This window comes from Marinobacter halotolerans (assembly GCF_008795985.1).
GTDB classification, from domain to species: domain Bacteria; phylum Pseudomonadota; class Gammaproteobacteria; order Pseudomonadales; family Oleiphilaceae; genus Marinobacter; species Marinobacter halotolerans.
The window spans coordinates 563,756-585,643 of the sequence record NZ_VMHP01000001.1 but is presented as its reverse complement, the minus strand read 5'-3'; the positions used below and the strand labels follow the sequence as shown (position 1 = coordinate 585,643).

Genomic DNA, 21,888 nt, shown 5'->3' with positions numbered 1-21,888 from the left:
CTACTGTTGATGGTAGTGATAGCCAGCATTATTGCCAATTTCCGAGTTTGGAGAAGGTTCATGCAGCCAAAGGACATTGTGGCTCAGTTCATCGAAGACATCCGTGCCCAGAGGCTGGATGAAGCCAAAGATCTGCTGGCCGTGGAGGGTTTTGAATATGTGGGTCCGAACATGCGCTTCCTGAGCCGGGACGACATGCTGAACTATCAGTTCGGTATGTTTGCCATTCAGAAGGACCTCGTATTGCGCCAACTCAGTGTCGATGGCGAGGACGTGTTCGCGATCCTGGATTATCGCACCTATTTTGAGCCAATCGGAGATGTTCGCCTTGCGGTATGGTTTCGTGTTCGACGGGAAAAAATTCAGTCTGTGGAAACCTTCTACAACGCAGCGGTTATCGAAAACATGCTCGGCGGAAGTTTGCCTGCCCAGGCGGAATAATTGCCTGGGACATTGTGGCTGAGCAAGCCCATATAAAAGTTGGTTCTGGATCAGATTAGCTATACTGAGTATGAACGTCCAAACAATAAGGAAAGGTTATGCGCTATCTGATGGTTCTTTTAATGACAGTATTTCTTGCGGGAACGGCACTCGCCGGCCAATGTCCTTCAATGGTTAGTGAAATTGATGAACAGCTCAAGGTGACCGAATTGGACAGCGAAGCCATGGCGACGATTAAAAAGCTTCGGGACCAGGGGGAATCGCTGCACAAGCAGGGCAAGCACAGCGAGTCTGTGAAAGTGCTCAAACAGGCCATGGACGAGATCGAGGCAGCGCGGGAGCTCAAGGGCGAAGCCTGATCAAAAGCGCAGCCACCTTGAGGCGGTAAGGAGCGTTCATTCAGTGGCCGGGTAGAAAGCAATGATGGACCGGTTCTCACCATCAAAACCGGCGATAGAAAGTTGGAGGAAATGATATGCCCCAGATCCGTTTTAGCCAGTTGCTCGGTTTTGCTGTGCTTACTGTGTTTCTCGCGGCCTCTGGGGCCCAGGCCCATCACGGCTGGGCCTGGGCAACGGATGAGGAATTCGAGATCACCGGCACGGTGGAGTCAGTGAGGCTTGGCAACCCCCATGGCGAGGTCACCATAAGCGTTGATGGCCAGGCCTGGGTTGTGGAAGTAGGCCAGCCCTGGCGTAACGACCGTGTTGGACTCAGCAGGGAGATGTTGAGCCAGGGACGGGAAATTACCGTTCACGGCCATCGTTCTGCCAGAGAAGGCGAGCGGCTGGTCAAAGCTGAACGGGTTGTAATCGACGGAAAAAATTACGACCTGTACCCGGATCGTGAGTCCTGAGCCCGGGGATGATTGATCAGGGGCTGCTGGCCCTCGAAAATCTGGCGTTCGTCTCGGCCCTGCGCAATTCCACGTTTATGTACCCTCTGGTCAACGCCGGGCATATTCTTGGAATTGCGCTGCTGGTCGGAGGAATTGTACCGCTGGATTTGCGGTTGCTGGGGCTCTGGCGCCAGTATCCAGTGATGGTATTCGTCGACGTGCTTCGAACCACAGCAGCGATTGGCCTGGGTTTGGCGTTTGTCTTTGGCACGCTCCTGTTTGCCACGGCTGCCGCCGACTACGCCGGATCGAGGTTATTTCAGGTAAAGATGGTTCTGGTCTTGATGGGTGTGTTAAACACCTGGGCTCTGGCGAGGGTGTTGAAGCGCGAGGACATTTGGAGCCTCCCGATGAAGGCCCGCATGCCCTTGTCCGTAAGGGTAGGCGCCTTGTTGTCCCTGGCGTTCTGGATCAGTGCACTGGTCTTTGGCCGGCTGCTAGGGTACTTCTGAATAGTCAGCCTCTTAGCCTATTCCTAAATCACTTCCCGTTCACGCCTTTGAAGAGCTCTCCATGCTGCATGATCCTGAATTCCGACTCCCTGAGTCCCCGTTTCTCCAACTCTGTCCGCAGCCGTCTTGGTGGCTCGTCCATGGGCTCATCGGTTAGCACAAAGGTGCCCCAGTGCATGGCGACGGACTGGCGGGCGCCAATATCCCGGTGAATTTTTACGGCCTCCTCTGGCGTTACGTGCACCGGAGCCATGAACCATCTGGGGTCGTAAGCCCCGATGGGGAGCAGGGCCAGATCGATGGGCGCAAACAGCTCGCCAATGTCGTGGAACACCTTTCCATAACCGGTATCGCCCCCAAAATAGAAGCGGAAGCCGTCTATTTCCAGGAGCCAGCTACACCAGAGCGAAGTGTTGGTGTCGGTTGGTGTGCGCCCACTGAAATGCTGGGCGGGCAGACAGAAAGCTTCGTTGCCGCCGGGCTCTTCGCCGAGCTCGTCCCTGAACAGGGGCGCGGATTGCCACCAGTCCAGCTCCACGAGGTTGTGGATGCCTCGCTTTTCGAACCATCGTCGCACGCCCATCGGAATGCAGAAGCAAAGCTTTTCCCCGAATCGTCGGTGCAACTGGCGCACCGTTGACTCATCTAGGTGGTCGTAATGATTGTGGGAAATCAGCACCAGATGAATCGGTGGCATCTCTGACACCGTCAGTGCCGGCGGTGTGTATCGCTTTGGTCCGACCAACCGGAAGGGGCTGGCGCGGTCTGACAACACCGGATCCGTGAGCACGTTCAGACCTCGATACTGGAAAAGGAATGTAGCATGCCCTATCCAGACCAGTTGTGGCGTTGCTGGCGGATGCATCAATGCCTGAGCATCCGGTTGTTGCAGTGTGTAGCGTTTACCCTTTGGGAACCGGCGGCCGGGGGCCAGTTGCCAGCGCAGGAAATCTCCCAGGCCGTGGCGGGGCACAGGGTCCAGGTTGCGATAGGTGCCATGGTGAAGATGCGGTTTTGCGGCGAGAGCCGCAAGGCGTTCACGGTCGATAGGCATGAGTCGGGCTTACCTCTGGTTCTGATCTTGGTCTACTTTGGCGTAGTTAGACGCGATCCGCCTAATGATTTAGCCTTAGACCGAATGGAAGCAATGCCTTTCGGAAACATCCGCAAAGGTAGGAGGCAGTGCTTGGCTTTGAATCGCGTCATCCCCTTAAAGGCGGAAAGAAATGAAAGTTGCCGCTAAACCTCTGGCTGTGACCTTGGCGTGGTTGGCACTGGCGCTTTCGCCTGCGTGGTCCCAATCGCAAACGGGGGAGTCACTGACGGTTTCCATTGCCGCACCCGCCTATTGGTGCCCCTACGCCTGCGATTCTAACAAACCACTATCGGGCTTCGCCGTTGATATCGCACGTGCGGCCCTGGAATCCCAGGGGCATACCATTGTCTATCGCAACCTGCCTTATGACCGGGCCCTGCTAGAGGCAAGAAAGGGGCGTGTTGACGCCATTTTGCCAACGTTCAAGGGGGAGGCCCCCGGCTTCATATTTCCCTCCCATGCCGTGTCGAAGACTGAATACTGTTTTTATGTTCCGGAAGACGATCCCCGCTTTTATGGCGGCCTGGAATCTCTCGAGGGTATTCGATTCGTTGCCACTTCAGGTTACAGCTACGGTGAAGAGATAGACGAATATATTGCTGATCGCCAGGGCAAGGGTGTGATCTTGATAGGCGGCGAGGATGTTCCGAATCGATTGAGGGAGCTTGTTCTCAGGGGAAGGGCTGATGCCCTTCTGGATGATCGTCTTCTGTTCGAATACGGCAATGAGCGGGTCGGTCTGGTGAATGCTGGCTGTCTCGACGAACACCATCGCGGCTACCTGGCTCTTTCTCCGGAGCATCCGGAGCGATCCAATGCTATTGCGGCGGCTTTTGATCGGGGCGTCGAGAAAATAAGCCAGGACGGAAGGCTATGCGGGATTCTGGAAGATTACGGCCTGGCTATCGAATACGTGCCCGACCTGAATGGGGACTATTGTCCGCCAGCAGAAAGGCAGGAGAGCAAATGAGGTTTGAGCACATTGTTCAGATCAACGATCTGACGAAGCCTGAACTGCCAGTCCTGACCCGCTTTCAGCTTTGGGAGGGCCTGGTTCTGCGGGCCCGACGACCGGACAAGTTTCTGGTCGGGGTCGATGATTACGAGATTCTCGAGCGGGGAACGGCTTATCTGAAACGTTGCCTGCAGCTTCCAGGACTGGAGGTGTTTGATGAAGTAACCTTCTGGCCGGATTCGAGAATTGAGTATCGAACGCTGCCAACGAGAACTGTGCCGGTTGCAGCGCTGGTGATGGACATTGAAGAGCCGGAACCGGGGTCGCTGTTTGTCCGCTTCCGGTACCACACCGAGAGCATCGAAAACGGGGGTGATTGGATGCCCTACGACCAATACCTTCAGCAGGCGTATGTGCTCACGGATATTGAAACGATTCAGATCATACGGGAGCTGGCGGGGACGGGAGTGTTCTGACACTTCTTTTCCTGTTTGGGGTATGATAGAGGATCTGAGCTGGTGAAAAAGCCAGCAGTCCACGAGGAGAACACCATGAGCAAAAAGCCCGAAAAAGCGACCTTAACGTCGGCCGCCATTGAGGAACAGACCGCCGCTTTTCTGAAATCAGGCGGGTCGGTTGAATATGTAGGCAAGGGTAGAAGTGGGCAGTTGTCGTCTACGGGTGCAAAGCAGGTTACCGTAAAATAACCAGCCGGTTGCTCTAACCAGCACGAGAAGACCCCCCGGATTTTGTTATCAGCGTTATGAGCTGCGGGCTCACGACGCGCCGGTAATCGGCGCTTTCAGTCGCGAACCGGTACGAGTGAGCTATTTCTTGAAGAATGTGAGGAATGCGCCTGCCGCCGCAGCGGCTGCACCGCCAATCAGATACCACATGGTTTCATCGGTAAAGCGGCCAGTGAGGCTCTCGGTCAGCTGGTTCCCGACAGATTGCGTTGACTGGTAACCGAAGTAGAGCAGCGCAATGCCGACCACCAGCAATACGATACCAACCAGTTTTGAACTTCCCATTTATTTCCCCTTGCATTCGGCGCTGAGGCTCAGCGCTCCGAGTGTTCAGGAAGCTTGCCATCAGAGCCAGGTTTTTCCAACATGTTACCGCAGTCTATCAGGACGACAATGGCCTGCTACCGTTTCCATTTATTCGGGCAAATCGCTGTGATCAGGACTTTCATCACAACATTCAAACGATCACTCGTAAGCCTTCTGTTTTTCGTCGCAGCTAGCCCTGTTCACGCAGAAATCTACAAATGGGTTGATGAAGAGGGGAAGGTTCACTTTAGCGACCGGAAAGACCACCGTGTTGAGCAGGAGTTGGTTAACGTCAAACCTGGCTCGTCCTCATGGTCGGGTTTCGATATCAAGATTCAGGCCGTGGGTGTGGAGCTGACCGACGAAGAGATTCAGCAGATTACTGACGGCGTGAACAACGTTTATGAGTTTTTTGACCGGATAATGTTCTTTGACATGTACCAGACAGTGCCGGTTAACCTATTGATTTTCAGTAATCGATCTGAATATCAACACTACCTTCTCCGCAGGAACAGAGGCCGTGCGATTGCATCCTATGGCCTGTATATTCCCTCTGAAAATCAGATCGTGGTATACGTACAGAAAGACCGAAGCCGCACGTTTAAAACGATCAAGCATGAGGTAAGCCACGCGGTTGTCGACACCATCGTTCCTTATGCGCCGGCCTGGCTGCACGAGGGGCTTGCGGAGCAAATGGAGATGCTGGAGCGAGACGGCAGTGGTTTGTATTTTAAGCGCCACGACGAGAACCGGCGGATCGTTGCGCGCGCTCAAGACAATGGCCGTCTGAAAGGCATCGACCAGTTTCTGAAACTGCAGAGCCAGAAGTGGCAGCATTCAGACCTTTCGGGGCAGGGAAGTCTGCGGGCCCAGGCCGGTCAGTTTCTGTATTTTCTGCTTGCCAAACCGACCCGTCGTAACTTTCTGGTGCGGCTGATGCACAACTTTAACCGGGGTGATCGCACGCTTTCCTATTATCTGGTGGATGATAATTACATTGGTGGTGTGAGCGTGCTGGAGTCAGACTGGGGCCGCTGGCTTTTCAACCAGGGCGAGCCAGTCATCAGGCTTTGATCATTCGGCACCTGTCTGCTACTTCACGGGGTTCGCCGAAAAACCAGCAGCCGGTTGTTTGCCGGCATCCCATAGTTCTCTGCCAGCCCCAGACCGACCTTTTCCGCAAGTTCACGAAGATCCTCCAGATCCCGGATGCCCATATGGGATGAACGGGCCCGGAGATGTTGATCAAACTGCCGATTGCTGTCGCTGGAGTACTGGCCCTGACTGTTGAAGGGGCCATAAAGGCAGAATGCCCCGTCCTTGAATAAACGCTCACCAATGTTACGGAACATATGTTCGACTTCACCCCAGGACATTATGTGGGCGGTGTTGGCGGAAAACGCCCAGGTGAAGGATTCAACGGGCCAGTTTGCAGCGGCTACATCCAGCTCGATCACTGGCAGGATGTTGGCCAGTGCGGCCTGTTCCAGCCGGGGGCGGCAGGTATCCGCAGCATCGGGGTGGTCGGTCGGCTGCCACTGCAGATGGGGCATTGCGCGTGCGAAATGCACGGCATGTTGCCCGGTGCCTGTGCCCACTTCCAGAATCTTGCCTGGCGCATCAAAGATCTCATGAAGCTTCTCCAGGATTGGTCCTTTGTTGTTCTCGCAGGCCTGGGAGAAGGGCAGGTTGGCGGTCATCGTGTGATATCTCCTTGTGCATAACGCGACTATCGGCGTATTCGTGTTGTCTGCCTGTTTGAAATACAGTGGGCAATCCGTTTCATCTTCAGGGCGATTGCAGTATGTCAGGTGCTTTCAGTTTATTAACCCCCGCCGAGATTGTTTTCGGGCGGGGGCAGGTATCCCAGTTAAACGACCGGGCGGCCAGGCTCGGCGCACGTGCGCTGATTGTGCATGGCCGCAGCCCCGGCAGACTGGCTGCGGTGTTCGAGTCCCTCACGGATATCAATGTCGTCCAGACGTTATCCGTTGAAAAAGAGCCGGACCTGGACACGCTGAACGCCGCTATTGAACAGGGTAAAGCACTGAGTGTGGATCTGGTACTGGGCATTGGTGGCGGCTCGGTGATGGATTCGGCCAAGGTGCTGGCGGCGATGCTGCCAGCTCAGACTGAGTTGATGAGCCACCTGGAAGTGGTCGGCGACGGGCTGCCACTATCCGCCAAACGCCTGCCGCTGATCCTGATTCCGACTACCTCGGGCACGGGGGCGGAAGTTACCCGTAATGCGGTGATCGATATTCCTCAAGCGCACCGCAAGGTCAGCCTTCGGGATAAAGAGCTGCTCCCTGACCTGGCCCTGATCGATCCGGCTCTGACCGACAACTGCCCCAGGCACGTGACTCTGCATTCGGGTCTGGATGCGGTGACCCAGGTTATTGAGCCCTACCTGTCATCCCGAGCCACGTTATTCACCGATATGTTGTGCAGGGAAGCAATACCCAAGGGGTTGCGGGCGCTGAAGCAATTGATGGAGGGCGAATCCGCACAGGCACGGGATGATCTGGCCCAGGTAAGCCTTTTTGGTGGGTTGGCACTGGCCAACTCGGGCCTGGGTGTGGTGCACGGCATTGCAGGGCCTCTGGGCGGGCTTTGCGGCGCTCCCCACGGGGCGATCTGCGGTGCCCTGTTACCTGCGGGCATTGCCGCGAACCGGGATAACGTGGTGGATGCAGAGCAGAAGGGGCGGATCGATCAGGTGATTGGCTGGATTGCTGAGGTGCTGGAGGTTCCGAGCGACAAGGCGCTGCCGAGGTTCCGGCAATGGATTGCCGAATCCGGTTTGGAGGGTCTTGCATCGATTGGGGTGACTGAGGAGCACATTCTGTCTGTGTCAAAATCAGCCGCGAGTTCCTCTTCCATGAAGGCCAACCCGGTTGAGCTATCCACTGAAACCGTTGCCAAGGTCATGCGCGAGTCCCTCTAACGCAAAAAGGCAGCCGAAGCTGCCTTTTTCATCAAACGTTTAACCTGTTATTTACAGGCCAATAACGTTCTCTGCCTGCGGGCCTTTCTGGCCTTCAGTCACGGTGAACTCGACTTGCTGGCCTTCGGCCAGAGTCTTGAAACCGCCACCCTGAATTGAGCTGTAATGAACAAAAACGTCTGCGCCGCCTTCACGAGTGATGAAGCCGAAACCTTTTGCTTCGTTGAAGAACTTAACAGTGCCATTGATAGTAGACATAAAGAATATCCTGATTTTAATCGATAATGTGCCGCCAGAAGATCGTTGTGACCTTTGATCAGCGATATGCGGGAACTATAAAACGTGCAGGACTAAAACAGGACAAAAGGTGTAAGGACACTATAGGTCTTATTCGTGAAATGCTTTGCTAGATGTTTCCGACAAGAAGAACAGTACGCTAAAAAAGCCGCCTTGCATAGTAAAGTTTCGGTTTATTCCAGATGGGGCTAAAGCTCAACAAACCGTGGCACCAACATTAGCCCGGCACCGACTGCCAGCATCTCCCAGGGGCTGCTGGCCAGGTACGGATACAGGATCATGGCGATGCCGCAGTAGCGGGTGACAATGTTTTTTCTACGCCGCCCATGCATGAAGTAGGCGAAACCGATGCAGCCGAAGAGCAATGCCAGGAAGATGTCTATGGTTTCCATTCAATCGCTCAGGTTCAGTCCCATTTCCCAGAAGTCGATTTCCAGCCGTGTGGCGTCCCGGAAAATTCGGGTCAGTTGTTCGAACCGGCCTGGAGATACATCGGCCAGCCGTTCATCCAGCCAGCGAATCTCGGCTTGCATGGCGTCCTGGAATTCGTCGCTTTCGTACATGGCGATCCAGGGGTCATAGGGGTTGGATTTCCCTCGAACGGTGTCGGGGCGTTGGTTAAGCCAGTTGGCGATTTCGCCATAGCCAACCATGCAGGGCGACAACGCCACATGCAGGTCCAGCAGGTCACCGCGATTGCCAGTGTCGAGCACGTATCGGGTGTACGCCAGGGTGGCGCGGGCTTCTGGGAGGTCGGCCAGTTCTTCTTCTGAAATTCCCCAGTCTTTACAGAAGTCGATGTGCAGGCCCAGTTCGGTGTCCAGAATGGCCTGCATGCCGTCTTTGGCTTGCCGCAGATCCGCCAGGGTAGGGCTTTTGTAGGCGGCCAGTGCGAAGGCGCGGGCAAACTGTATCAGAAACAGATAGTCCTGCTTGAGGTAATGCTGAAAGGCTTCAGGGGCCAGGGAGCCGTCCCCCAATTGTGTTACAAAGCTGTGTTCAATGTAGTCCCGCCATTCGGCGGGACATTGCTTTTTGAGGTCTTCGAACCGGTAGGCCATCGTGCTGCCTATACTCCCAAGGTAGTCCTGAGGGAACACTATTCGTTCAGGTGAATGTCCATAGTGATGTCGGACTTCAGGGCTTTAGATACGGGACAGTTCATTTTGGCGGCATTGGCTGCTTCAAGGAACTTCGACTGTTCAATGCCAGGTACCTTCGCCGTTACGTCAAAATGGATGGCCGATATTTCGAAGCCGTCGCTGCCTTCGCTCAGGGTGACACCAGCCTTGGTGTCAATGCTGTCAGGCACATAGTCAGACTCACCCAGGATCATGGACAGTGCCATGGAGAAACAGCCTGCGTGGGCTGCTCCCAGAAGTTCCTCCGGGTTGGTGCCTTTGCCATCTTCAAAACGGGTCTTGAAGGAATACTGTTGCTTTGAAAGTACGCCACTCTGTGTGGAAACCGTACCCTTGCCATCCTTCAGGCTGCCTTCCCAATGTGCGCTTGCGTTGCGTTTCATGGTGCCTCCTTTCCGTCTCTGGTCGCTGTATCGCTTCAGGGCCTATCGGCGTAGCTCGAAAACTCACCCGAAATGAACCCTGTCTGACTTAAACACGGCAGCTGTACCTCGTCAACAGGGCGCCTGATGGTCGGTGACTCGGCGACTTACCTAGCGTTCGGCGGCCCAGCTGCCCCGTGCCAGTTCCATGGCCCGATGGACTTCCTCTGCCGGGACATCCGACGGCTCAGCGATTTCCAGAGGGTCATAGTGAAAGACATACAGACGGGAGACGAACTCGGCCACCGGCAACGAGGCCTCGCCGTAGCGCTCACTGTGGCCGTGGGTTGAGGTGACTATTCCCTGGCCCCAGTTCTGCCCGCTGTCGTTGTTGGGGTTAAAGAAGTAGACGCGCATGGTTTTCTCGGCGTCCAGTGCAAGCCGCTGGATGGTGATGGCGTGCCAGCCCAGAAAGCGGGTGGCGCTGTCGGTTACCGCAATGCCGGCCGGTTGTGGATTGATGACCGGAATATTCCCGTTGTAGAAGGGATGATAGGCGGCATAGAAGTCGCGAATGAATCCTTCGAAGTCTTTCAGGTTGCCGGTAAAAACGTCTACGGCGATGCGGAATCCGTGGCCCACATGGTCACCGTGGAATTCGGCGTTGACCCATTTATGCGGATCTTCACCGCGGCCGATACTGCGCCGCCCCATTTCGAAATAGATGCGATCCAGATGCGGCACCGTCAGTAGGGACACCGCGTCTACATCTACCGGCGGCTCGGTGGCCAGGCCGGTACCCAGTTCCCGTGACGAAATACTGTTTCCTTCAAAGCGCATCACGATCTCATCGTCCCTTGCTGCCCAGGCGAGCATCCGAAGCAATTCGGCCGGCATGTTATAGGCCCACATGGACAGGGCTCGCGTGGACTGGCAGGTGGGGTAGTTGCCCTGTCCCACGCCCAGCGGGCGGCCGAGCACATTCAGTACATCGGCGAGCAGGAAGCATTCGGGAGGTCGGCTGTTGCCGAACACTTCCCCGATTTTTTCAGCCGCCGCATCGCACAGTGGCAGGCGTATTTGCCGCCACAGGGAAGGCGCCACCGGTGGCGAGTAAAGAATGCCCCGCTCGAGCATCATGGCCAGGCCATAGGCGCACTGACTGGTTTCCGGAAACAGGGCTTCGTCAATCAGGGTGTGGATCAGCGCCGGGTAGCAGTGAAACGCGTCGGCCCCGGTGTAGCTCAGTCCCAATGCAGTGGGAATCAACGCATTCCAGCGGCCGCGCAGGTAACGAATGAAGACCGGCATGTAGGCGGATACCAGGCCGGTACTGTGCATGGCCTTGGCAAAGGCGATGGCCTCCTGAAGCAGGGTGGCATCGTCCATCTCCGCCAGCCGTTCGGTGTAGACATCGAAACCCGGGTCTTCACGGCAACCCTCGGTAGGGCTGAACACGGCGTTGATCAGTTGTAGGGCATCTTCGTTGACTTCGCCGCCGAGCGCGTCCGGCTTTTCCAGGCAGACCGCAATCTGGGTCACCATGTGTTTGACGCCTGCGACCTGGACCGGGCGCTGAGCGAGAATGCGCCAGACTTCCGCCACCAGATGCTCCAGCAGGTTCTCGTAGCCCAGATGCTCCAGTAGATAACGGTACAGGCTCTGAACAATGTAGCCGAGCTGATCGGGCCGTAAACGGTCGCTTTCGTGGAGATCCCCCACCACCAGATCAAGGTTCATCGCCAGTACCTGGGCGAGAAAATGGTGGGCATGTTCCGCCGAGATAGAGGGGTGGGTAAAGTCGCCCTTGGCCACTGCCAGAAGGCGGATCTGGCTCAGGCTTTCAACGAGTGTTGCAGCCGGCTCACCGTGGCGGACCGTGCGTGCAGCGAGGGAGGGCACCAATGTCTGCGGGTAGTCCCAATCGCTGCCGCCAAAGAACCCGGCGGACTCAATGGCCGTTACGCGCTCGTAAAGTTCATCCAGGCCCTCGGGGCTGAACATCAGAGGCTTGGCCGCGTCTATCACCTCGAACACCGGTGACACACCGTGAATGGCATTGGCCTCCGTAAGTCGCTGAATGGCCGCATCCAGGGTCTGCAGATGTTCGGTTGCTACGCCGTTGTTCCGGTTTTCCGGTTCCTGATCGTCTCTGCTCATACCACCCATCCTTGTGCCAAGCCCGTGGCATGTCAACCTGCGATGTCGGATGTTCCAGTGGTATTCATTCCAGCTGTGGGGTTGTTTTGTTCGACTAGACTGAAAAAAGGCATAAAAGTCAGACCACAGACTACGGTTAGTCCCGCAGACAGGCGCAGGGAGGCTAGAGCATGCATAACGCAGAGATTGCCCGTAAATTTCATGAGTTGGCCGATTTACTGGAAATCCGGGGCGACAATCCGTTCCGGGTTCGCGCCTACCGCAACGTTGCCAGTATTGTGGAGGGCTCGGCCCGGCCCATGGAAGAAAGGGTGGCCGAGGGTGAAGACCTGAGCGCCATCAAGGGGATCGGCGATGACCTGGCTGAAAAGATCAGGGAACTGGTAAAAACCGGCAACCTGCGCCAGCTGAAAACACTGCAGAAAGAGGTTCCCGGCCAGCTCAGCGAGCTGATGAGGCTGGACCAGCTGGGGCCCAAGCGCACCCGGGCCATCCATGAGGCGCTGAGTATTACTACCCTGAAGCAGCTGAAGGAGGCGGCGGAAGCCGGCAAAATCAGCAAGCTTTCGGGGTTTGGCGCTAAGACCGAGCAGAAGATTCTTGATGAAGTCAGCAAGTTCGGTAACCGGGAAAGTCGCACCCGCCTGGGAGAGGCGGAGCAGGTGGCCACATCCCTGGTGAAGTATCTGAACGAGGTGGAGGAAGTCAGCCAGATCGAGGTGGCCGGCAGCTATCGCCGGCGCAAGGAGACTGTGGGTGATCTGGATATCCTGGTCGCCAGTGCAGACAGTAAGCCGGTCATGGATCGTTTCACCAATCACCCTGAAGTGGCCAAAGTCGCCTCACAGGGAAAAACCCGCGCCACCGTATACCTGACATCGGGTTTGCAGGTGGACCTGCGGGTGGTGAAGGCATCCAGCTTCGGCGCCGCGCTGCATTATTTTACCGGGTCACAGGCCCATAACGTTGCCATCCGCAAGATGGCCGGTGAGAAGAAGCTCAAGGTAAACGAGTACGGCGTTTACCGTGGACAGAAGCGCATCGCTGGCAAAACCGAGTCAGAAGTATTTGAACAGGTGGATCTGCCCTGGATTCCACCGGAGTTGCGGGAGAACAAAGGCGAAATTGAAGCCGCTCGAAAAGGCCGTCTGCCAGATCTGGTCGAGGAGGACGACATCCGGGGAGATCTCCACATGCACACCAGCGCCACCGATGGCGGCAACAGCCTCCGGGAAATGGCGGAGGAGGCGAGGCGCCTGGATTATGAATACATCGCCATCACCGATCACTCCAAACGTCTGACCATGGCCAATGGCCTGGACGCCAAGCGTCTGCGCCGGCAGATCGCGGAGATCGATAAACTTAACGAGGAGCTTGACGGTATCCGTGTGCTGAAGGGAATCGAAGTGGACATTCTTGAAGACGGCAAGCTGGATCTGCCGGACGAGGTTCTGGATGAACTGGACATCACCGTCGGCTCCATACACTCGAAATTCGAGTTACCAAAAAAGAAACAGACAGAACGGGTGCTGCGGGCCATGGACAACCCCCGCTTCAACATTCTGGGCCACCCCACCGGGCGGCTGATCAACCAGCGTGAGGCCTATGAGATCGACCTGGAGACGGTGATCGAGGCGGCCGCCGAGCGTGGCTGCTGCCTGGAGCTCAATGCTCAGCCCAGCCGGCTGGACCTTGCCGGCCGTTATGCCGGCATGCTGCGGGAGGCCGGCGTTCTGGGGGCAGTCTCGACCGATGCCCACGCCACAGACCATCTGCGTTTCATGCATCTGGGCGTCGCCCAGGCCCGCCGGGGCTGGATGGAAAAGAAGCACCTGCTCAACACGCGCACCCTGAAGCAGCTTCAGAAGATTCTGGCACGCTGACTTATGCGGTCCGTCGTTTCACGGGGCGAGGTGTTCTATTTCCGGGGATGCTTTTGGGAGCGTCCAAATAGCACACGCAATTCATCCTTGGCTTGTTCGAGACGCTCTTTCTGTTCCGCAGGCAGCTGTTTGCCTGCCCTGTTGATGTAGAACGTGAGCATCGACATGGCCGACCGGTAGGGGTCTGATTTTCGACGCTTGCTCTCTTCGGCAGACTGTTTCAGGGACTGGGCAATCTCCCGGGGATCCTCAAGGGAGAACACGCCGCCCTCCAGGTCCAGGGCATCGCTGGATTGGGTCACCTTCTGCGACCAGCGTTCGGATTTATCCATAATCCACCTCCCGTCGAATAGGGGGTATGCATCCGAAATCCTATCAAAAACTGGAACAGATTATTGCACACGTGGTCGTTCAGGGGATCGGCATTGGCCGTTTCCAGGGATGGCAGATTGCGAGCCAGAGATACTTCAGATACCAGATAACGAATGGGAAGTTTCTGCGATCCTCCGGTGCCAGCAGTTTGAGCATATCAAAATGATTGATCAGGCCCTCAGCGGGCGGTCTTACGAAGACCGGTCTGCCCCGGATATGAGACATGATGGATCTGGCCACATGGGCATAGGCCCAGGGCGTTGAGGTATTGCGTTCGAGCACTCCCGGAGCCAGCAGGAAGAGGTTGGGCGCGTCGGCACACAGGAACCCGGAGTAGCAGCGACTGCTAATCTCGTTCAGGTTTCTTGCGCCACTGATTGCTTCCAGGCCAAGGAAATCAAAGTCGACGTTATAGCCGGTGCCCCATAGCAGCAGATCGGTTTCCATCTGCTCACCGCTGGAAAGTGTCAGGGTATTGTCATGGATTGAACTGACTTCGCCACGATGGCGTTCAATGCTGGCAAAGTTTTTGATCATGCCCGGTCGGCCCGGTATGAGCTGGTCGCGACGGATGTCGAAATCGCTCTCTGGCATGATCTCGTTGAGGCCTGCTTTCGCGTACCTTGCCCGCAGATCCTTGCTGGTCAGTCGGTAGATCAGGTTGGCCGGCAGGCAGAGCATCTGATACCTGGCCAGAATGCGCATGTCGATCCCCAGGTGTTTGCCTTTCCGCGTTGGGCGCATCCATTTGGTGGAGCGGTAGATCCAGTTGACTCCGGCCGCGCCATGGGCGAAGCAAAGGTCCAGAAGGTCATAGGCGGAGGCTCCGCCGCCAACCACCGTGACCCGTTTGCCTCTCAGCAACTCGGGATCGCGTAAGGCGGAGGAATGGTATTCGGTGACCGTGGCATCGACGCGTTCGACCTGCGGGAGGCGAGGGCGGTTGTGTCCGCCGGTGGCTGCGATGAGCCACCTTGCCTCATGGTTTCCGGTATCTGTGGTGAGCCGCCAGCCGTTTTCGCCCTGTCGGGCACTTGTGACGGCCGCATTCAGGCGGATATAAGGGGCCAGGTCAAAGCGCTCGACCCAGGCTTCGATGTTGCCCAGGATGCTGGGCTGGTCCTCGCCGGAAAGTGGCAGGTTGCCCAGGGTCCAGTCTTCTTTGCGAAACTGAATGTCCTGCCAGCTTGGCAGGTCGCGCCACAGACCACCCACTCGATTGCCTCGCTCAAGTAGCAGCGCATTAAGCCCCGCGTCTCTGGCGTACTTCAGGCAGATAACGCCGCCAATCCCCCCGCCCACGATTATCAGATCGAGATCCACAGTCATCAGGCGCTCCAGCAAATGCGGTGGCATCCCGATAGGGGTAGGGAGTGATCGACGCATTGCGTTGAATACCAAGCTACACCCGCCGGACAGGAAGCGCCATTATTCACAACTGCATTAAATAAATTGGTCTAACAGAAAAGCTATAGGCCCCAAACAGTCTAATAACCGGCTGGTTTTCCCGTTGGAAGAGCGCAAGCTCAAGAATCAAGCCCTATCTGGGGCAGGGAGACGGTTATGACCGAATTACAGCAAGGAACAGTGGATACCTTCAGGGGGCAGTTCGGTGGCTCTTTATACCAAACAGGCGACGCCGGTTATGACGAGGCACGTCAGATATGGAACGCCATGATTGATCGCAAACCGGCATTGATTGCCCGATGTCAGTCGGCGGAGGATGTGGTAGCCGCGGTCAACTTTGGTCGCGATCATTCCATGCTGGTCTCGATCAAGGGGGGCGGGCATAACATCGCGGGGAATGCAGTGTGTGACGGCGGGCTAATGATTGACCTGTCGCAAATGCGGGATGTCGAGGTGGATGTCGAGAAACAACGTGCACACGTGGGACCTGGCTGCACGCTGTCCGATTTTGATGCAGCAGCGCAGGCCCATGGGCTGGCGACGCCGCTGGGAATCAATTCCACCACTGGCGTTGCAGGCCTGACCCTCGGCGGCGGGTTTGGCTGGCTCAGTCGCAAGTTTGGAATGACCGTCGACAACCTGGTTTCGGTCGAGATGGTGACCGCCGATGGCCGTCAGGCTCGAGCCAGTGCCACTGAGAATCCGGACTTGTTCTGGGGTACGCGGGGAGGCGGCGGCAATTTTGGCGTCGTTACCCGGTTCGAGTTCCAGCTGCACCCGGTGGGGCCGGAGTTGTTGAGCGGGCTGATGGTTTTCCCCTTCGACCAGGCCCAGTCGGTGGTGAACGGCTTTGCGCGCTTCACTGAAACAATGCCCGATGAACTGAACGTGTGGTTGGTGATTCGCCATGCGCCGCCACTACCTTTTCTACCCGCGTCGGTTCATGGCAAGCCCATTGTCGCCCTGGCAATCTGCTATGCGGGCGACCCGGCCGTAGGTGAAAAGCTGATTGCACCGCTGCGGTCCTTGGGCGAAGCTCACGGCGAGCATATTGGCGTTCAGCCCTATACCGATTGGCAGCAGGCATTTGATCCATTGTTGACGGACGGGGCTCGTAATTACTGGAAATCCCACAACTTTGTGGAACTGACCGACGATATGGTCCGCGTTGCGCTGGACTACGGGAACCGACTGCCGTCGCCCCACTGTGAGATCTTCATCGCCTCGATTGGCGGGGCAACCGGGCGCGTAGCGCCGGACGCCATGGCCTATTCCAGCCGTGATGCAAACTATGTGATGAATGTGCACGGGCGGTGGGACACATCCGAACAAGATGATGATTGCCGGCAATGGGCTCGGGCCTTCTTCAAAGCCGCCGGGCCTTATGCCAGCAGTGGCGCCTACATCAATTTTCTGTCGGATGATGAAAAGGACCGGGTCGAGTCTGCATACGGTTCAGCCTACAAGAGGCTGGTCGAGATCAAGCAAAAGTACGATCCGGGAAACCTTTTCCGGGTAAATCAGAATATTAGGCCCGGTTAGCGGTTATTCCTGTTCACCGGAGAGGTCTCAGCCCGGCCCTTCGGTGCCCACCTGATCGTTGTCGAACTTCGCGTGGGTACCGTCGCAGAAGGGCGCGTCGTTGGTGTGCTTGCACTGGCAGAGGAACGCCTGGGTGTTTTCTTCTGCGGTAAACATCTTCGGGGTAATGCCAGTGCCCGAATGGGAGCCGTCGCAAAAAGGCTGATTGCCGGATCGGCCGCAGGCGCAGAACGCGTATTTCTTTCCCTCTTCGAGCGTTACTTTGACCGGCTTGTTGTCCGCAATGATGGGGTTGCTCATGTTCTCTCTCCTTATGTTTGTAGGGAAAGGTACGGCCCCATCATAGATGCGGATTGTTACTAGAAAAACTGCTTCAGGCTGAAAAGCAGCCGGTCCCGGTCTTCAAACTGGCCGAACAGCCCGCGCTGGGTGCCGTGGAAGGTTTCGAAGCGTGCTTCCAGCTGGGTGTCGGAGCGGTAATCGTAGGTGGCAGCAGCGGACATCATTCGGTCGCTGGTGTTCAGCGAACTGTTCATGCGAAATTCCAGGTCGACGGTATCGTAGTTAAAGCTTCTGCGCACAACGGCTGTGGCAATCCGGTCCTGGGTCGGGCGAACGAGGGTCGCTGGTGCGTTCCGCACATTGTCGACCAGCAGCTGAAGGTTAACGAACAGATCCAGCGGCGCGAATATATCCGCGCCCAGCGCCAGAGTGGCCTGGTCCCGATTGACGGTATCCAGTACGGTTGCAGAACGGGTGTTGAACGTGCGGTCGGGCTGCCAGGCGGCTTCGGCACGCAGCGCCAGGGAACCGATGGCCATATCGGCACTCAGCCCCAGAAGGTTTCGACGTTCGTAATAACGCTCCAGCAGCGGTGCACTGTCAACGATCCGGATACGTCCCAGTGGTTGGTGGTCCATGCCGGAATAGGCCATGGCGCTGACGCCAACGGAGCCGAAGAAGCGAGACACCTGCACGCCGGCGGCGGTCTCCTCAACCAGGCTTTGATCGCGAACCGTGTTCATGGGTGGCGCTGGCTGGCCCGGAGAGGCACCGTACCGGAATCGGGGGGCGGTTAACTGGAACCAGGCGCCCTCATCGGGAATTTCGTGGCCGCTGGCATCGGGAATCACCGCAAGCTCCAGACGCCAGGCTTCCAGTGTGGTGTCCAGATAGCCGCTCCACAGCCCGATACGGGAATAACCGGCGTCTTCCAGTATGAACTCCCGATAACTTTGCGGGTTCAGTGCGTCCAATACCTTGAGCCCATCGAGCCGGCCCCAGACTATTTGCTGTTTGCCGAAGCGGGCGATGCCGTTGTCCAGTTCGATTTCAATATAGGCATCACGCAGCTCCAGGGTACCGGTTTCTCCCAGGGCGAGGGGTCTGGATTGGGGGGAATAGGTTTCCAGGGGCGGCTCGCCAGGTGCCAGCCTGTCCACTTCGTCCAGCCGGGCGCGGGCAGACAGTTCCAGTCGTGTGCCGGGGGCCAGCAAGAACCTGGATGAAGGCGCAAGTTCCAGCTCGCCCTGAACGGATTCGCCGGCTTCCGTTCCATAACCGTAGGTGGCGGTGACCGGCAGTTGCCAGTCCGTCAGTTCGACGGCGCTGGCGGTGCTCACGCCCATCAGGGCGGCGATCATAATCAGTATCGGTTTCATAGACTTACTTCAGAACAGAGGATGGCAGGCCGCGTGTCAGGCCGCTGGGCTGGAAGATGTTGCCCGGCAGGGTGTCTGGATGGCTGGCATCCCTCAGGGCGAACACGGTGCTGTGACCGGTCTGATGATTGATGGCTTCGATTCGCGTGGCGGTTACTATGCCGTCGATGGTTTCAACCTGGTGAACCCGGATGGTTTTCAGTGCTTCCAGATCCGGGTCACTGAATTCCACCGTCACCGGCATCCAGTTGCTTTCATCCACCCGTGCTTTAAAGGCGCCATAACCGAGCTGGCGGGCGATGTCCTCAGTCCTGGGTTTGCCGCTGATCACCTGCAGTTCCCTGCCTTCCAGGGTTTCAACGCCCTGATACTCAAAGTGGTAGTCGTTCATGTTGAACTTGAGCTCTGACTGGATATCTTCATAGGTGAAATCGGTGCCCAGAAAGTAATCTCCCCGGGCCGATGCCGGCAGCCTGCGGGCCCGGCGGGTGGCCGGCACGAACAGCCAGCGGTCGTCTTCGGTGGCGGCTTTGTGGAAGTCATGGCTGAGGAACGACACGCCTTCCACCGAGCGCGGCTCCAGATAGGTGATGCGGGTCAGGCGGGCCTCGTCCTGGTTCAGTTTCAATACCAGGGCCTGACGTTCCCGCACCTGGTCACGCCGGTCGGTCAAGGTGATGTCGAGAATACGCCGGGCGGCCGGGCCTTCTTTGCGGTCCGCCACCTTTTGGGCAATGGTGGCGCCATCGTAGGCCTCTGCGGCACTGGCATTGTTTGGGTAAGCTATGAAGCCAATCACAGCCGCCATAATGGCGGCAGTGGCAGCGGCCACATAACTGCTGCGACGGGCCGAGCTGACGGCGGCAAACAGGGCCGGGACCAGCAGCAGGGCGGCCAGGAAGCTGGTAAAGGTGGCGACGGCAATCAGCCCGCCAAAGCGCTGCAGCGTGGGCAGTTCGCTGAGTGTCAGGACCGCGAAGCCCAGACCAAGCGCCGCGGAATTGAAGAAGCAGGCCCGCGCGACTGGCGGAAGGGCTTGATCGACGGCGGCCGTAATGTCTCCGTTATGCATGCGTAAAGCCTCTTTGAGTTTGTCGACAAGATGGATGGCAAAATCCACCCCCACGCCCAGTGCAATGGCTGCAAACATGGAGGTGGCCGGTTCCAGGTACACGCCGGTGTAGCCCATGCAGGCGTAGAGCACGAGCAGGGCAAAACAGACCGGCAGTACCGATACAAGACCAGCGCCTAGAGAGCGGAACATGAAGGTGGCGGCAAGAAAGACCAGCAACAGTGAAACCGTAACGCCGGTCAGGTGACTTTCCTGCAGGCTTTTCATCCAGTGGTAGGTGGTGTTCACATCGCCGCCAAGGGATGCCGTGAAGCCGGGTTCGTTGAACTGGGTGTCGATGTATTGCTGGATGGCTTCTACCGTCTGGCGGTTTTTGCTGAAGTGGGGTTCGTTCAGGGCCACGCGCACCAGCGCCTTCTGGTAAAGCGTGTCGATGTCTTCTTCCAGTTCGGTGGGGTCGCCGGACACTTCATAGATCAGCAGGTACTGGGCAATGGCATTGTCGCTTTCCGGCAGCAGGCGCTCCTCGCTGGCGGGCAGGGTCTCAATGGCTTTATGCAACTGGCTGATGTAGTCGGTGATGGCGACGGTTTTCTGAACGTGAGGCTGGCGCTCCGCAAATTGCTGCAGGTCGATGATTTTCTGCATTCTTTGAACGTTGATCAGCCCGTCTGCCTGATCCGCTTCTACCATGATGTTGAGAAAGGCGGTGCCGGCGAAGGTGTTGTTGATTACCTCATCGGCAATCCGAATGTCGGCATCGGCTTTGAAATTGTCGACCTGGGAGCGGTCGAAGGTAACTTTCAGGGCGCCATTAACGGCAACCACGGCCATTATCAGGAATACACCAATTACGGCGACGGGGTTCTTTGCTGCGAGGGCGCCGCACTGGCCCAGCAGCCGACCGGTTCCACTGGGGCGGTTCTGTGTCCAGTTTCTGAATGATGGGCTGGGGGCTGGTTTCATCAGTACCAGCAGGTTGGGCAGCGTGAGGACCGAAAACAGCCAGGCCAGGAACACGCCCAGCGCGGCAAACCAGGCAAAGGCAGTGATCGGCGGCATGATGGATACCGCGGCAATGCCGATGAAGCCGGCAATGGTGGTGAGCGTGGTCAGCGTAACCGGCCGAAGCATCTCAACCATGGCACCGATTACCAGTTCCCGGGTGGGTGCTTCCGGCGCCCGCGCCTGGCGCTGGTAGTAGGCGGACAGAATGTGAATGGTATCGGCCACCGCAATGGCGATAATAATCACCGGCAGGGCATTGGTAATTGCATAGTAGGGCACGCCCAACCAAGCCATGAGCCCCATGGCGCCGCCCGTGGCACCCAATACGACAAACACCGGGCCGGGCAGGGCACCAAAGCGTCGGAAGGCAATGAAAATGAAGCTGACCACCAGCACGAACACGAACGGCTGCATTCGGCGGGCGTCCTGATCAATATAGGCGCTCATCAGGCCACTGACAGCGCCGGGGCCGGCCACATGAAATTCGAAACCTGGTACCTCAAGATCGCCAATGATGAACTGGATGGCGTCATAGGTGGCTTTCGCCTGATAGATATCCAACATTTCCGCCATTACGATGGCGGCCGTCCCGTCTGAATTGACCAGCGTGCCCTGGTGCTGTGGCATGTTTTGCCAGCGGGCCTGGGCATCTCTGGCGTCCGCGTCGCTCAGGCTGCCATAGGGGATGTACTCGTCCACCAGTACCGCGCCATTGTCGCCACGAATGGAGGATTTGGTTGCCAGGCTGTTAACCCGGTCCTCGCGGATGTTTTCCAGGTCGGCGATCCGCTCGGCCAGCTGTTTCTGGGTGGCCAGGGCCTGCGGTGTAAAGACGGTGCTGCCGTCCCGGCTGATCATGGCGACGGCAACCGTATCGGTGAGGCCGAAGGTGTCGGTGATGTTTCGGTCAGTGATCCGGGAGGGGTGGTCTGACGGGATAAAGGCTTTGACCGACGTGTCTTTGACCAGGTTCATCAGCCCGGCAGCCATCACCAGCAAGAGCAGAATAGAGACAAGAGTAACAAGCCGTGGCTTGCGGGTGATATTCCAGAAGAAACGTTCGGTTTTCGTACGCGCAGGCAGCGCGCACTTTGAGCGCGGGGAGTCGTTCATTGTCGATGACATCCTTGTCATTGGATAA

Annotated in this window: 24 protein-coding genes; 11 read left to right on the top strand and 13 right to left on the bottom strand. The window is 57.2% G+C overall.

Annotated elements, in window-relative coordinates:
* Positions 1-60: 60 nt before the first annotated feature.
* The 4 genes from FPL19_RS02705 (at position 61) to FPL19_RS02690 (ending at position 1,791) form a co-directional block, all read left to right on the top strand.
* Complete coding sequence (locus FPL19_RS02705) at positions 61-441, top strand: nuclear transport factor 2-like protein (protein WP_150910368.1); 381 nt, start codon at positions 61-63, stop codon at positions 439-441.
* Positions 442-539: 98 nt separating this feature from the next.
* Complete coding sequence (locus FPL19_RS02700) at positions 540-800, top strand: hypothetical protein (RefSeq protein ID WP_150910366.1); 261 nt, start codon at positions 540-542, stop codon at positions 798-800.
* A 116-nt stretch (positions 801-916) separates the two neighbouring features.
* Positions 917-1,297 (top strand): DUF6152 family protein, encoded by a 381-nt coding sequence (locus FPL19_RS02695; protein ID WP_150910364.1) that lies wholly within the window; start codon positions 917-919, stop codon positions 1,295-1,297.
* Positions 1,298-1,305: 8 nt separating this feature from the next.
* Entirely contained in the window at positions 1,306-1,791 is a 486-nt protein-coding gene (locus FPL19_RS02690; RefSeq protein WP_150910362.1) for a hypothetical protein, read from the top strand.
* Positions 1,792-1,819: 28 nt separating this feature from the next.
* On the opposite strand, the gene FPL19_RS02685 is transcribed toward FPL19_RS02690, so the two are convergent.
* On the bottom strand, positions 1,820-2,845 hold the full coding sequence (locus FPL19_RS02685) for an MBL fold metallo-hydrolase (protein WP_150910360.1): 1,026 nt from the start codon (positions 2,843-2,845) through the stop codon (positions 1,820-1,822).
* Between the two features lie 172 nt (positions 2,846-3,017).
* On the opposite strand from FPL19_RS02685, the gene FPL19_RS02680 reads away from it, so the two are divergent.
* The 3 genes from FPL19_RS02680 (at position 3,018) to FPL19_RS17505 (ending at position 4,549) form a co-directional block, all read left to right on the top strand.
* Complete coding sequence (locus FPL19_RS02680; RefSeq protein ID WP_150910358.1) at positions 3,018-3,857, top strand: substrate-binding periplasmic protein; 840 nt, start codon at positions 3,018-3,020, stop codon at positions 3,855-3,857.
* On the top strand, positions 3,854-4,318 hold the full coding sequence (locus tag FPL19_RS02675; RefSeq protein WP_150910357.1) for an AtaL-like protein: 465 nt from the start codon (positions 3,854-3,856) through the stop codon (positions 4,316-4,318). The genes FPL19_RS02680 and FPL19_RS02675 overlap by 4 nt, the downstream gene beginning before the upstream one ends.
* A gap of 75 nt (positions 4,319-4,393) precedes the next feature.
* Positions 4,394-4,549: a hypothetical protein gene (locus tag FPL19_RS17505; RefSeq protein WP_191965202.1), complete on the top strand. Its 156-nt coding sequence runs from the start codon at positions 4,394-4,396 to the stop codon at positions 4,547-4,549.
* A gap of 120 nt (positions 4,550-4,669) precedes the next feature.
* Here the strand turns inward: FPL19_RS17505 and FPL19_RS02670 are convergent, their stop codons facing one another.
* Positions 4,670-4,873 carry a DUF3185 family protein gene (locus tag FPL19_RS02670; protein ID WP_150910355.1) on the bottom strand — a complete coding sequence of 68 codons (204 nt, stop codon included), beginning with the start codon at positions 4,871-4,873 and terminating at the stop codon, positions 4,670-4,672.
* 54 nt (positions 4,874-4,927) lie between these two features.
* Between FPL19_RS02670 and FPL19_RS02665 the strand changes: the two genes are divergently transcribed.
* Positions 4,928-5,968, top strand: coding sequence for a DUF4124 domain-containing protein (locus FPL19_RS02665; RefSeq protein WP_225314265.1), 1,041 nt, complete (start codon positions 4,928-4,930; stop codon positions 5,966-5,968).
* A gap of 23 nt (positions 5,969-5,991) precedes the next feature.
* On the opposite strand, the gene FPL19_RS02660 is transcribed toward FPL19_RS02665, so the two are convergent.
* Entirely contained in the window at positions 5,992-6,594 is a 603-nt protein-coding gene (locus FPL19_RS02660; protein WP_150910353.1) for a DUF938 domain-containing protein, read from the bottom strand.
* 104 nt (positions 6,595-6,698) lie between these two features.
* On the opposite strand from FPL19_RS02660, the gene FPL19_RS02655 reads away from it, so the two are divergent.
* Positions 6,699-7,841, top strand: a complete 1,143-nt coding sequence (locus FPL19_RS02655; protein WP_150910351.1) for an iron-containing alcohol dehydrogenase — start codon at positions 6,699-6,701, stop codon at positions 7,839-7,841.
* Between the two features lie 51 nt (positions 7,842-7,892).
* Here the strand turns inward: FPL19_RS02655 and FPL19_RS02650 are convergent, their stop codons facing one another.
* The 5 genes from FPL19_RS02650 to FPL19_RS02630 all read right to left on the bottom strand — a co-directional run bounded on the left by FPL19_RS02650 (position 7,893) and on the right by FPL19_RS02630 (position 11,802).
* A complete protein-coding gene (locus FPL19_RS02650) occupies positions 7,893-8,099 on the bottom strand; it encodes a cold-shock protein (RefSeq protein ID WP_150910349.1) in 207 nt (68 codons plus the stop codon).
* A 227-nt stretch (positions 8,100-8,326) separates the two neighbouring features.
* Positions 8,327-8,530 (bottom strand): hypothetical protein, encoded by a 204-nt coding sequence (locus FPL19_RS02645; protein ID WP_150910347.1) that lies wholly within the window; start codon positions 8,528-8,530, stop codon positions 8,327-8,329.
* Positions 8,531-9,199, bottom strand: coding sequence for a thiaminase II (gene tenA, locus FPL19_RS02640; RefSeq protein WP_150910345.1), 669 nt, complete (start codon positions 9,197-9,199; stop codon positions 8,531-8,533).
* 38 nt (positions 9,200-9,237) lie between these two features.
* Positions 9,238-9,663 (bottom strand): OsmC family protein, encoded by a 426-nt coding sequence (locus FPL19_RS02635; protein ID WP_150910343.1) that lies wholly within the window; start codon positions 9,661-9,663, stop codon positions 9,238-9,240.
* Between the two features lie 150 nt (positions 9,664-9,813).
* Complete coding sequence (locus FPL19_RS02630; RefSeq protein WP_150910341.1) at positions 9,814-11,802, bottom strand: hypothetical protein; 1,989 nt, start codon at positions 11,800-11,802, stop codon at positions 9,814-9,816.
* 170 nt (positions 11,803-11,972) lie between these two features.
* Between FPL19_RS02630 and polX the strand changes: the two genes are divergently transcribed.
* Positions 11,973-13,685 carry a DNA polymerase/3'-5' exonuclease PolX gene (gene polX, locus FPL19_RS02625; protein ID WP_150910339.1) on the top strand — a complete coding sequence of 571 codons (1,713 nt, stop codon included), beginning with the start codon at positions 11,973-11,975 and terminating at the stop codon, positions 13,683-13,685.
* A 35-nt stretch (positions 13,686-13,720) separates the two neighbouring features.
* Here polX and FPL19_RS02620 read toward each other — a convergent pair whose 3' ends face one another.
* Together FPL19_RS02620 and FPL19_RS02615 are read right to left on the bottom strand one after the other, a co-directional pair.
* Positions 13,721-14,017, bottom strand: a complete 297-nt coding sequence (locus FPL19_RS02620; RefSeq protein WP_150910337.1) for a DUF3175 domain-containing protein — start codon at positions 14,015-14,017, stop codon at positions 13,721-13,723.
* A 79-nt stretch (positions 14,018-14,096) separates the two neighbouring features.
* The gene (locus FPL19_RS02615; protein WP_191965201.1) at positions 14,097-15,386 is read right to left on the bottom strand and encodes a flavin-containing monooxygenase; all 1,290 of its coding nucleotides are present in this window, start codon (positions 15,384-15,386) and stop codon (positions 14,097-14,099) included.
* A 234-nt stretch (positions 15,387-15,620) separates the two neighbouring features.
* Here FPL19_RS02615 and FPL19_RS02610 point away from each other — a divergent pair, with 234 nt between their 5' ends.
* Entirely contained in the window at positions 15,621-17,006 is a 1,386-nt protein-coding gene (locus tag FPL19_RS02610; RefSeq protein ID WP_150910333.1) for an FAD-binding oxidoreductase, read from the top strand.
* 27 nt (positions 17,007-17,033) lie between these two features.
* Here the strand turns inward: FPL19_RS02610 and FPL19_RS02605 are convergent, their stop codons facing one another.
* The 3 genes from FPL19_RS02605 to FPL19_RS02595 are packed head-to-tail and all read right to left on the bottom strand — an operon-like array spanning position 17,034 to position 21,860.
* Positions 17,034-17,306, bottom strand: coding sequence for a CDGSH iron-sulfur domain-containing protein (locus FPL19_RS02605; RefSeq protein WP_150910331.1), 273 nt, complete (start codon positions 17,304-17,306; stop codon positions 17,034-17,036).
* Positions 17,307-17,365: 59 nt separating this feature from the next.
* The gene (locus FPL19_RS02600) at positions 17,366-18,667 is read right to left on the bottom strand and encodes a DUF1302 family protein (protein WP_150910329.1); all 1,302 of its coding nucleotides are present in this window, start codon (positions 18,665-18,667) and stop codon (positions 17,366-17,368) included.
* 4 nt (positions 18,668-18,671) lie between these two features.
* The gene (locus FPL19_RS02595; protein ID WP_191965200.1) at positions 18,672-21,860 is read right to left on the bottom strand and encodes an outer membrane lipoprotein-sorting protein; all 3,189 of its coding nucleotides are present in this window, start codon (positions 21,858-21,860) and stop codon (positions 18,672-18,674) included.
* Between the last annotated feature and the right edge of the window lie 28 nt (positions 21,861-21,888).

What these genes read in the sequence shown, in the direction of transcription:
- FPL19_RS02630 (WP_150910341.1), bottom strand. Translation starts at nt 11,802, where the DNA reads ATGAGCAGAGACGATCAGGAACCGGAAAACCGGAACAACGGCGTAGCA.
- FPL19_RS02600 (WP_150910329.1), bottom strand. Translation starts at nt 18,667, where the DNA reads ATGAAACCGATACTGATTATGATCGCCGCCCTGATGGGCGTGAGCACC.
- FPL19_RS02690 (WP_150910362.1), top strand. Translation starts at nt 1,306, where the DNA reads ATGATTGATCAGGGGCTGCTGGCCCTCGAAAATCTGGCGTTCGTCTCG.
- FPL19_RS02660 (WP_150910353.1), bottom strand. Translation starts at nt 6,594, where the DNA reads ATGACCGCCAACCTGCCCTTCTCCCAGGCCTGCGAGAACAACAAAGGA.
- FPL19_RS02695 (WP_150910364.1), top strand. Translation starts at nt 917, where the DNA reads ATGCCCCAGATCCGTTTTAGCCAGTTGCTCGGTTTTGCTGTGCTTACT.
- tenA (WP_150910345.1), bottom strand. Translation starts at nt 9,199, where the DNA reads ATGGCCTACCGGTTCGAAGACCTCAAAAAGCAATGTCCCGCCGAATGG.
- FPL19_RS02700 (WP_150910366.1), top strand. Translation starts at nt 540, where the DNA reads ATGCGCTATCTGATGGTTCTTTTAATGACAGTATTTCTTGCGGGAACG.
- FPL19_RS02645 (WP_150910347.1), bottom strand. Translation starts at nt 8,530, where the DNA reads ATGGAAACCATAGACATCTTCCTGGCATTGCTCTTCGGCTGCATCGGT.
- FPL19_RS02610 (WP_150910333.1), top strand. Translation starts at nt 15,621, where the DNA reads ATGACCGAATTACAGCAAGGAACAGTGGATACCTTCAGGGGGCAGTTC.
- FPL19_RS02595 (WP_191965200.1), bottom strand. Translation starts at nt 21,860, where the DNA reads ATGAACGACTCCCCGCGCTCAAAGTGCGCGCTGCCTGCGCGTACGAAA.
- polX (WP_150910339.1), top strand. Translation starts at nt 11,973, where the DNA reads ATGCATAACGCAGAGATTGCCCGTAAATTTCATGAGTTGGCCGATTTA.
- FPL19_RS17505 (WP_191965202.1), top strand. Translation starts at nt 4,394, where the DNA reads ATGAGCAAAAAGCCCGAAAAAGCGACCTTAACGTCGGCCGCCATTGAG.
- FPL19_RS02650 (WP_150910349.1), bottom strand. Translation starts at nt 8,099, where the DNA reads ATGTCTACTATCAATGGCACTGTTAAGTTCTTCAACGAAGCAAAAGGT.
- FPL19_RS02670 (WP_150910355.1), bottom strand. Translation starts at nt 4,873, where the DNA reads ATGGGAAGTTCAAAACTGGTTGGTATCGTATTGCTGGTGGTCGGCATT.
- FPL19_RS02620 (WP_150910337.1), bottom strand. Translation starts at nt 14,017, where the DNA reads ATGGATAAATCCGAACGCTGGTCGCAGAAGGTGACCCAATCCAGCGAT.
- FPL19_RS02705 (WP_150910368.1), top strand. Translation starts at nt 61, where the DNA reads ATGCAGCCAAAGGACATTGTGGCTCAGTTCATCGAAGACATCCGTGCC.
- FPL19_RS02635 (WP_150910343.1), bottom strand. Translation starts at nt 9,663, where the DNA reads ATGAAACGCAACGCAAGCGCACATTGGGAAGGCAGCCTGAAGGATGGC.
- FPL19_RS02655 (WP_150910351.1), top strand. Translation starts at nt 6,699, where the DNA reads ATGTCAGGTGCTTTCAGTTTATTAACCCCCGCCGAGATTGTTTTCGGG.
- FPL19_RS02605 (WP_150910331.1), bottom strand. Translation starts at nt 17,306, where the DNA reads ATGAGCAACCCCATCATTGCGGACAACAAGCCGGTCAAAGTAACGCTC.
- FPL19_RS02675 (WP_150910357.1), top strand. Translation starts at nt 3,854, where the DNA reads ATGAGGTTTGAGCACATTGTTCAGATCAACGATCTGACGAAGCCTGAA.
- FPL19_RS02680 (WP_150910358.1), top strand. Translation starts at nt 3,018, where the DNA reads ATGAAAGTTGCCGCTAAACCTCTGGCTGTGACCTTGGCGTGGTTGGCA.
- FPL19_RS02615 (WP_191965201.1), bottom strand. Translation starts at nt 15,386, where the DNA reads ATGACTGTGGATCTCGATCTGATAATCGTGGGCGGGGGGATTGGCGGC.
- FPL19_RS02685 (WP_150910360.1), bottom strand. Translation starts at nt 2,845, where the DNA reads ATGCCTATCGACCGTGAACGCCTTGCGGCTCTCGCCGCAAAACCGCAT.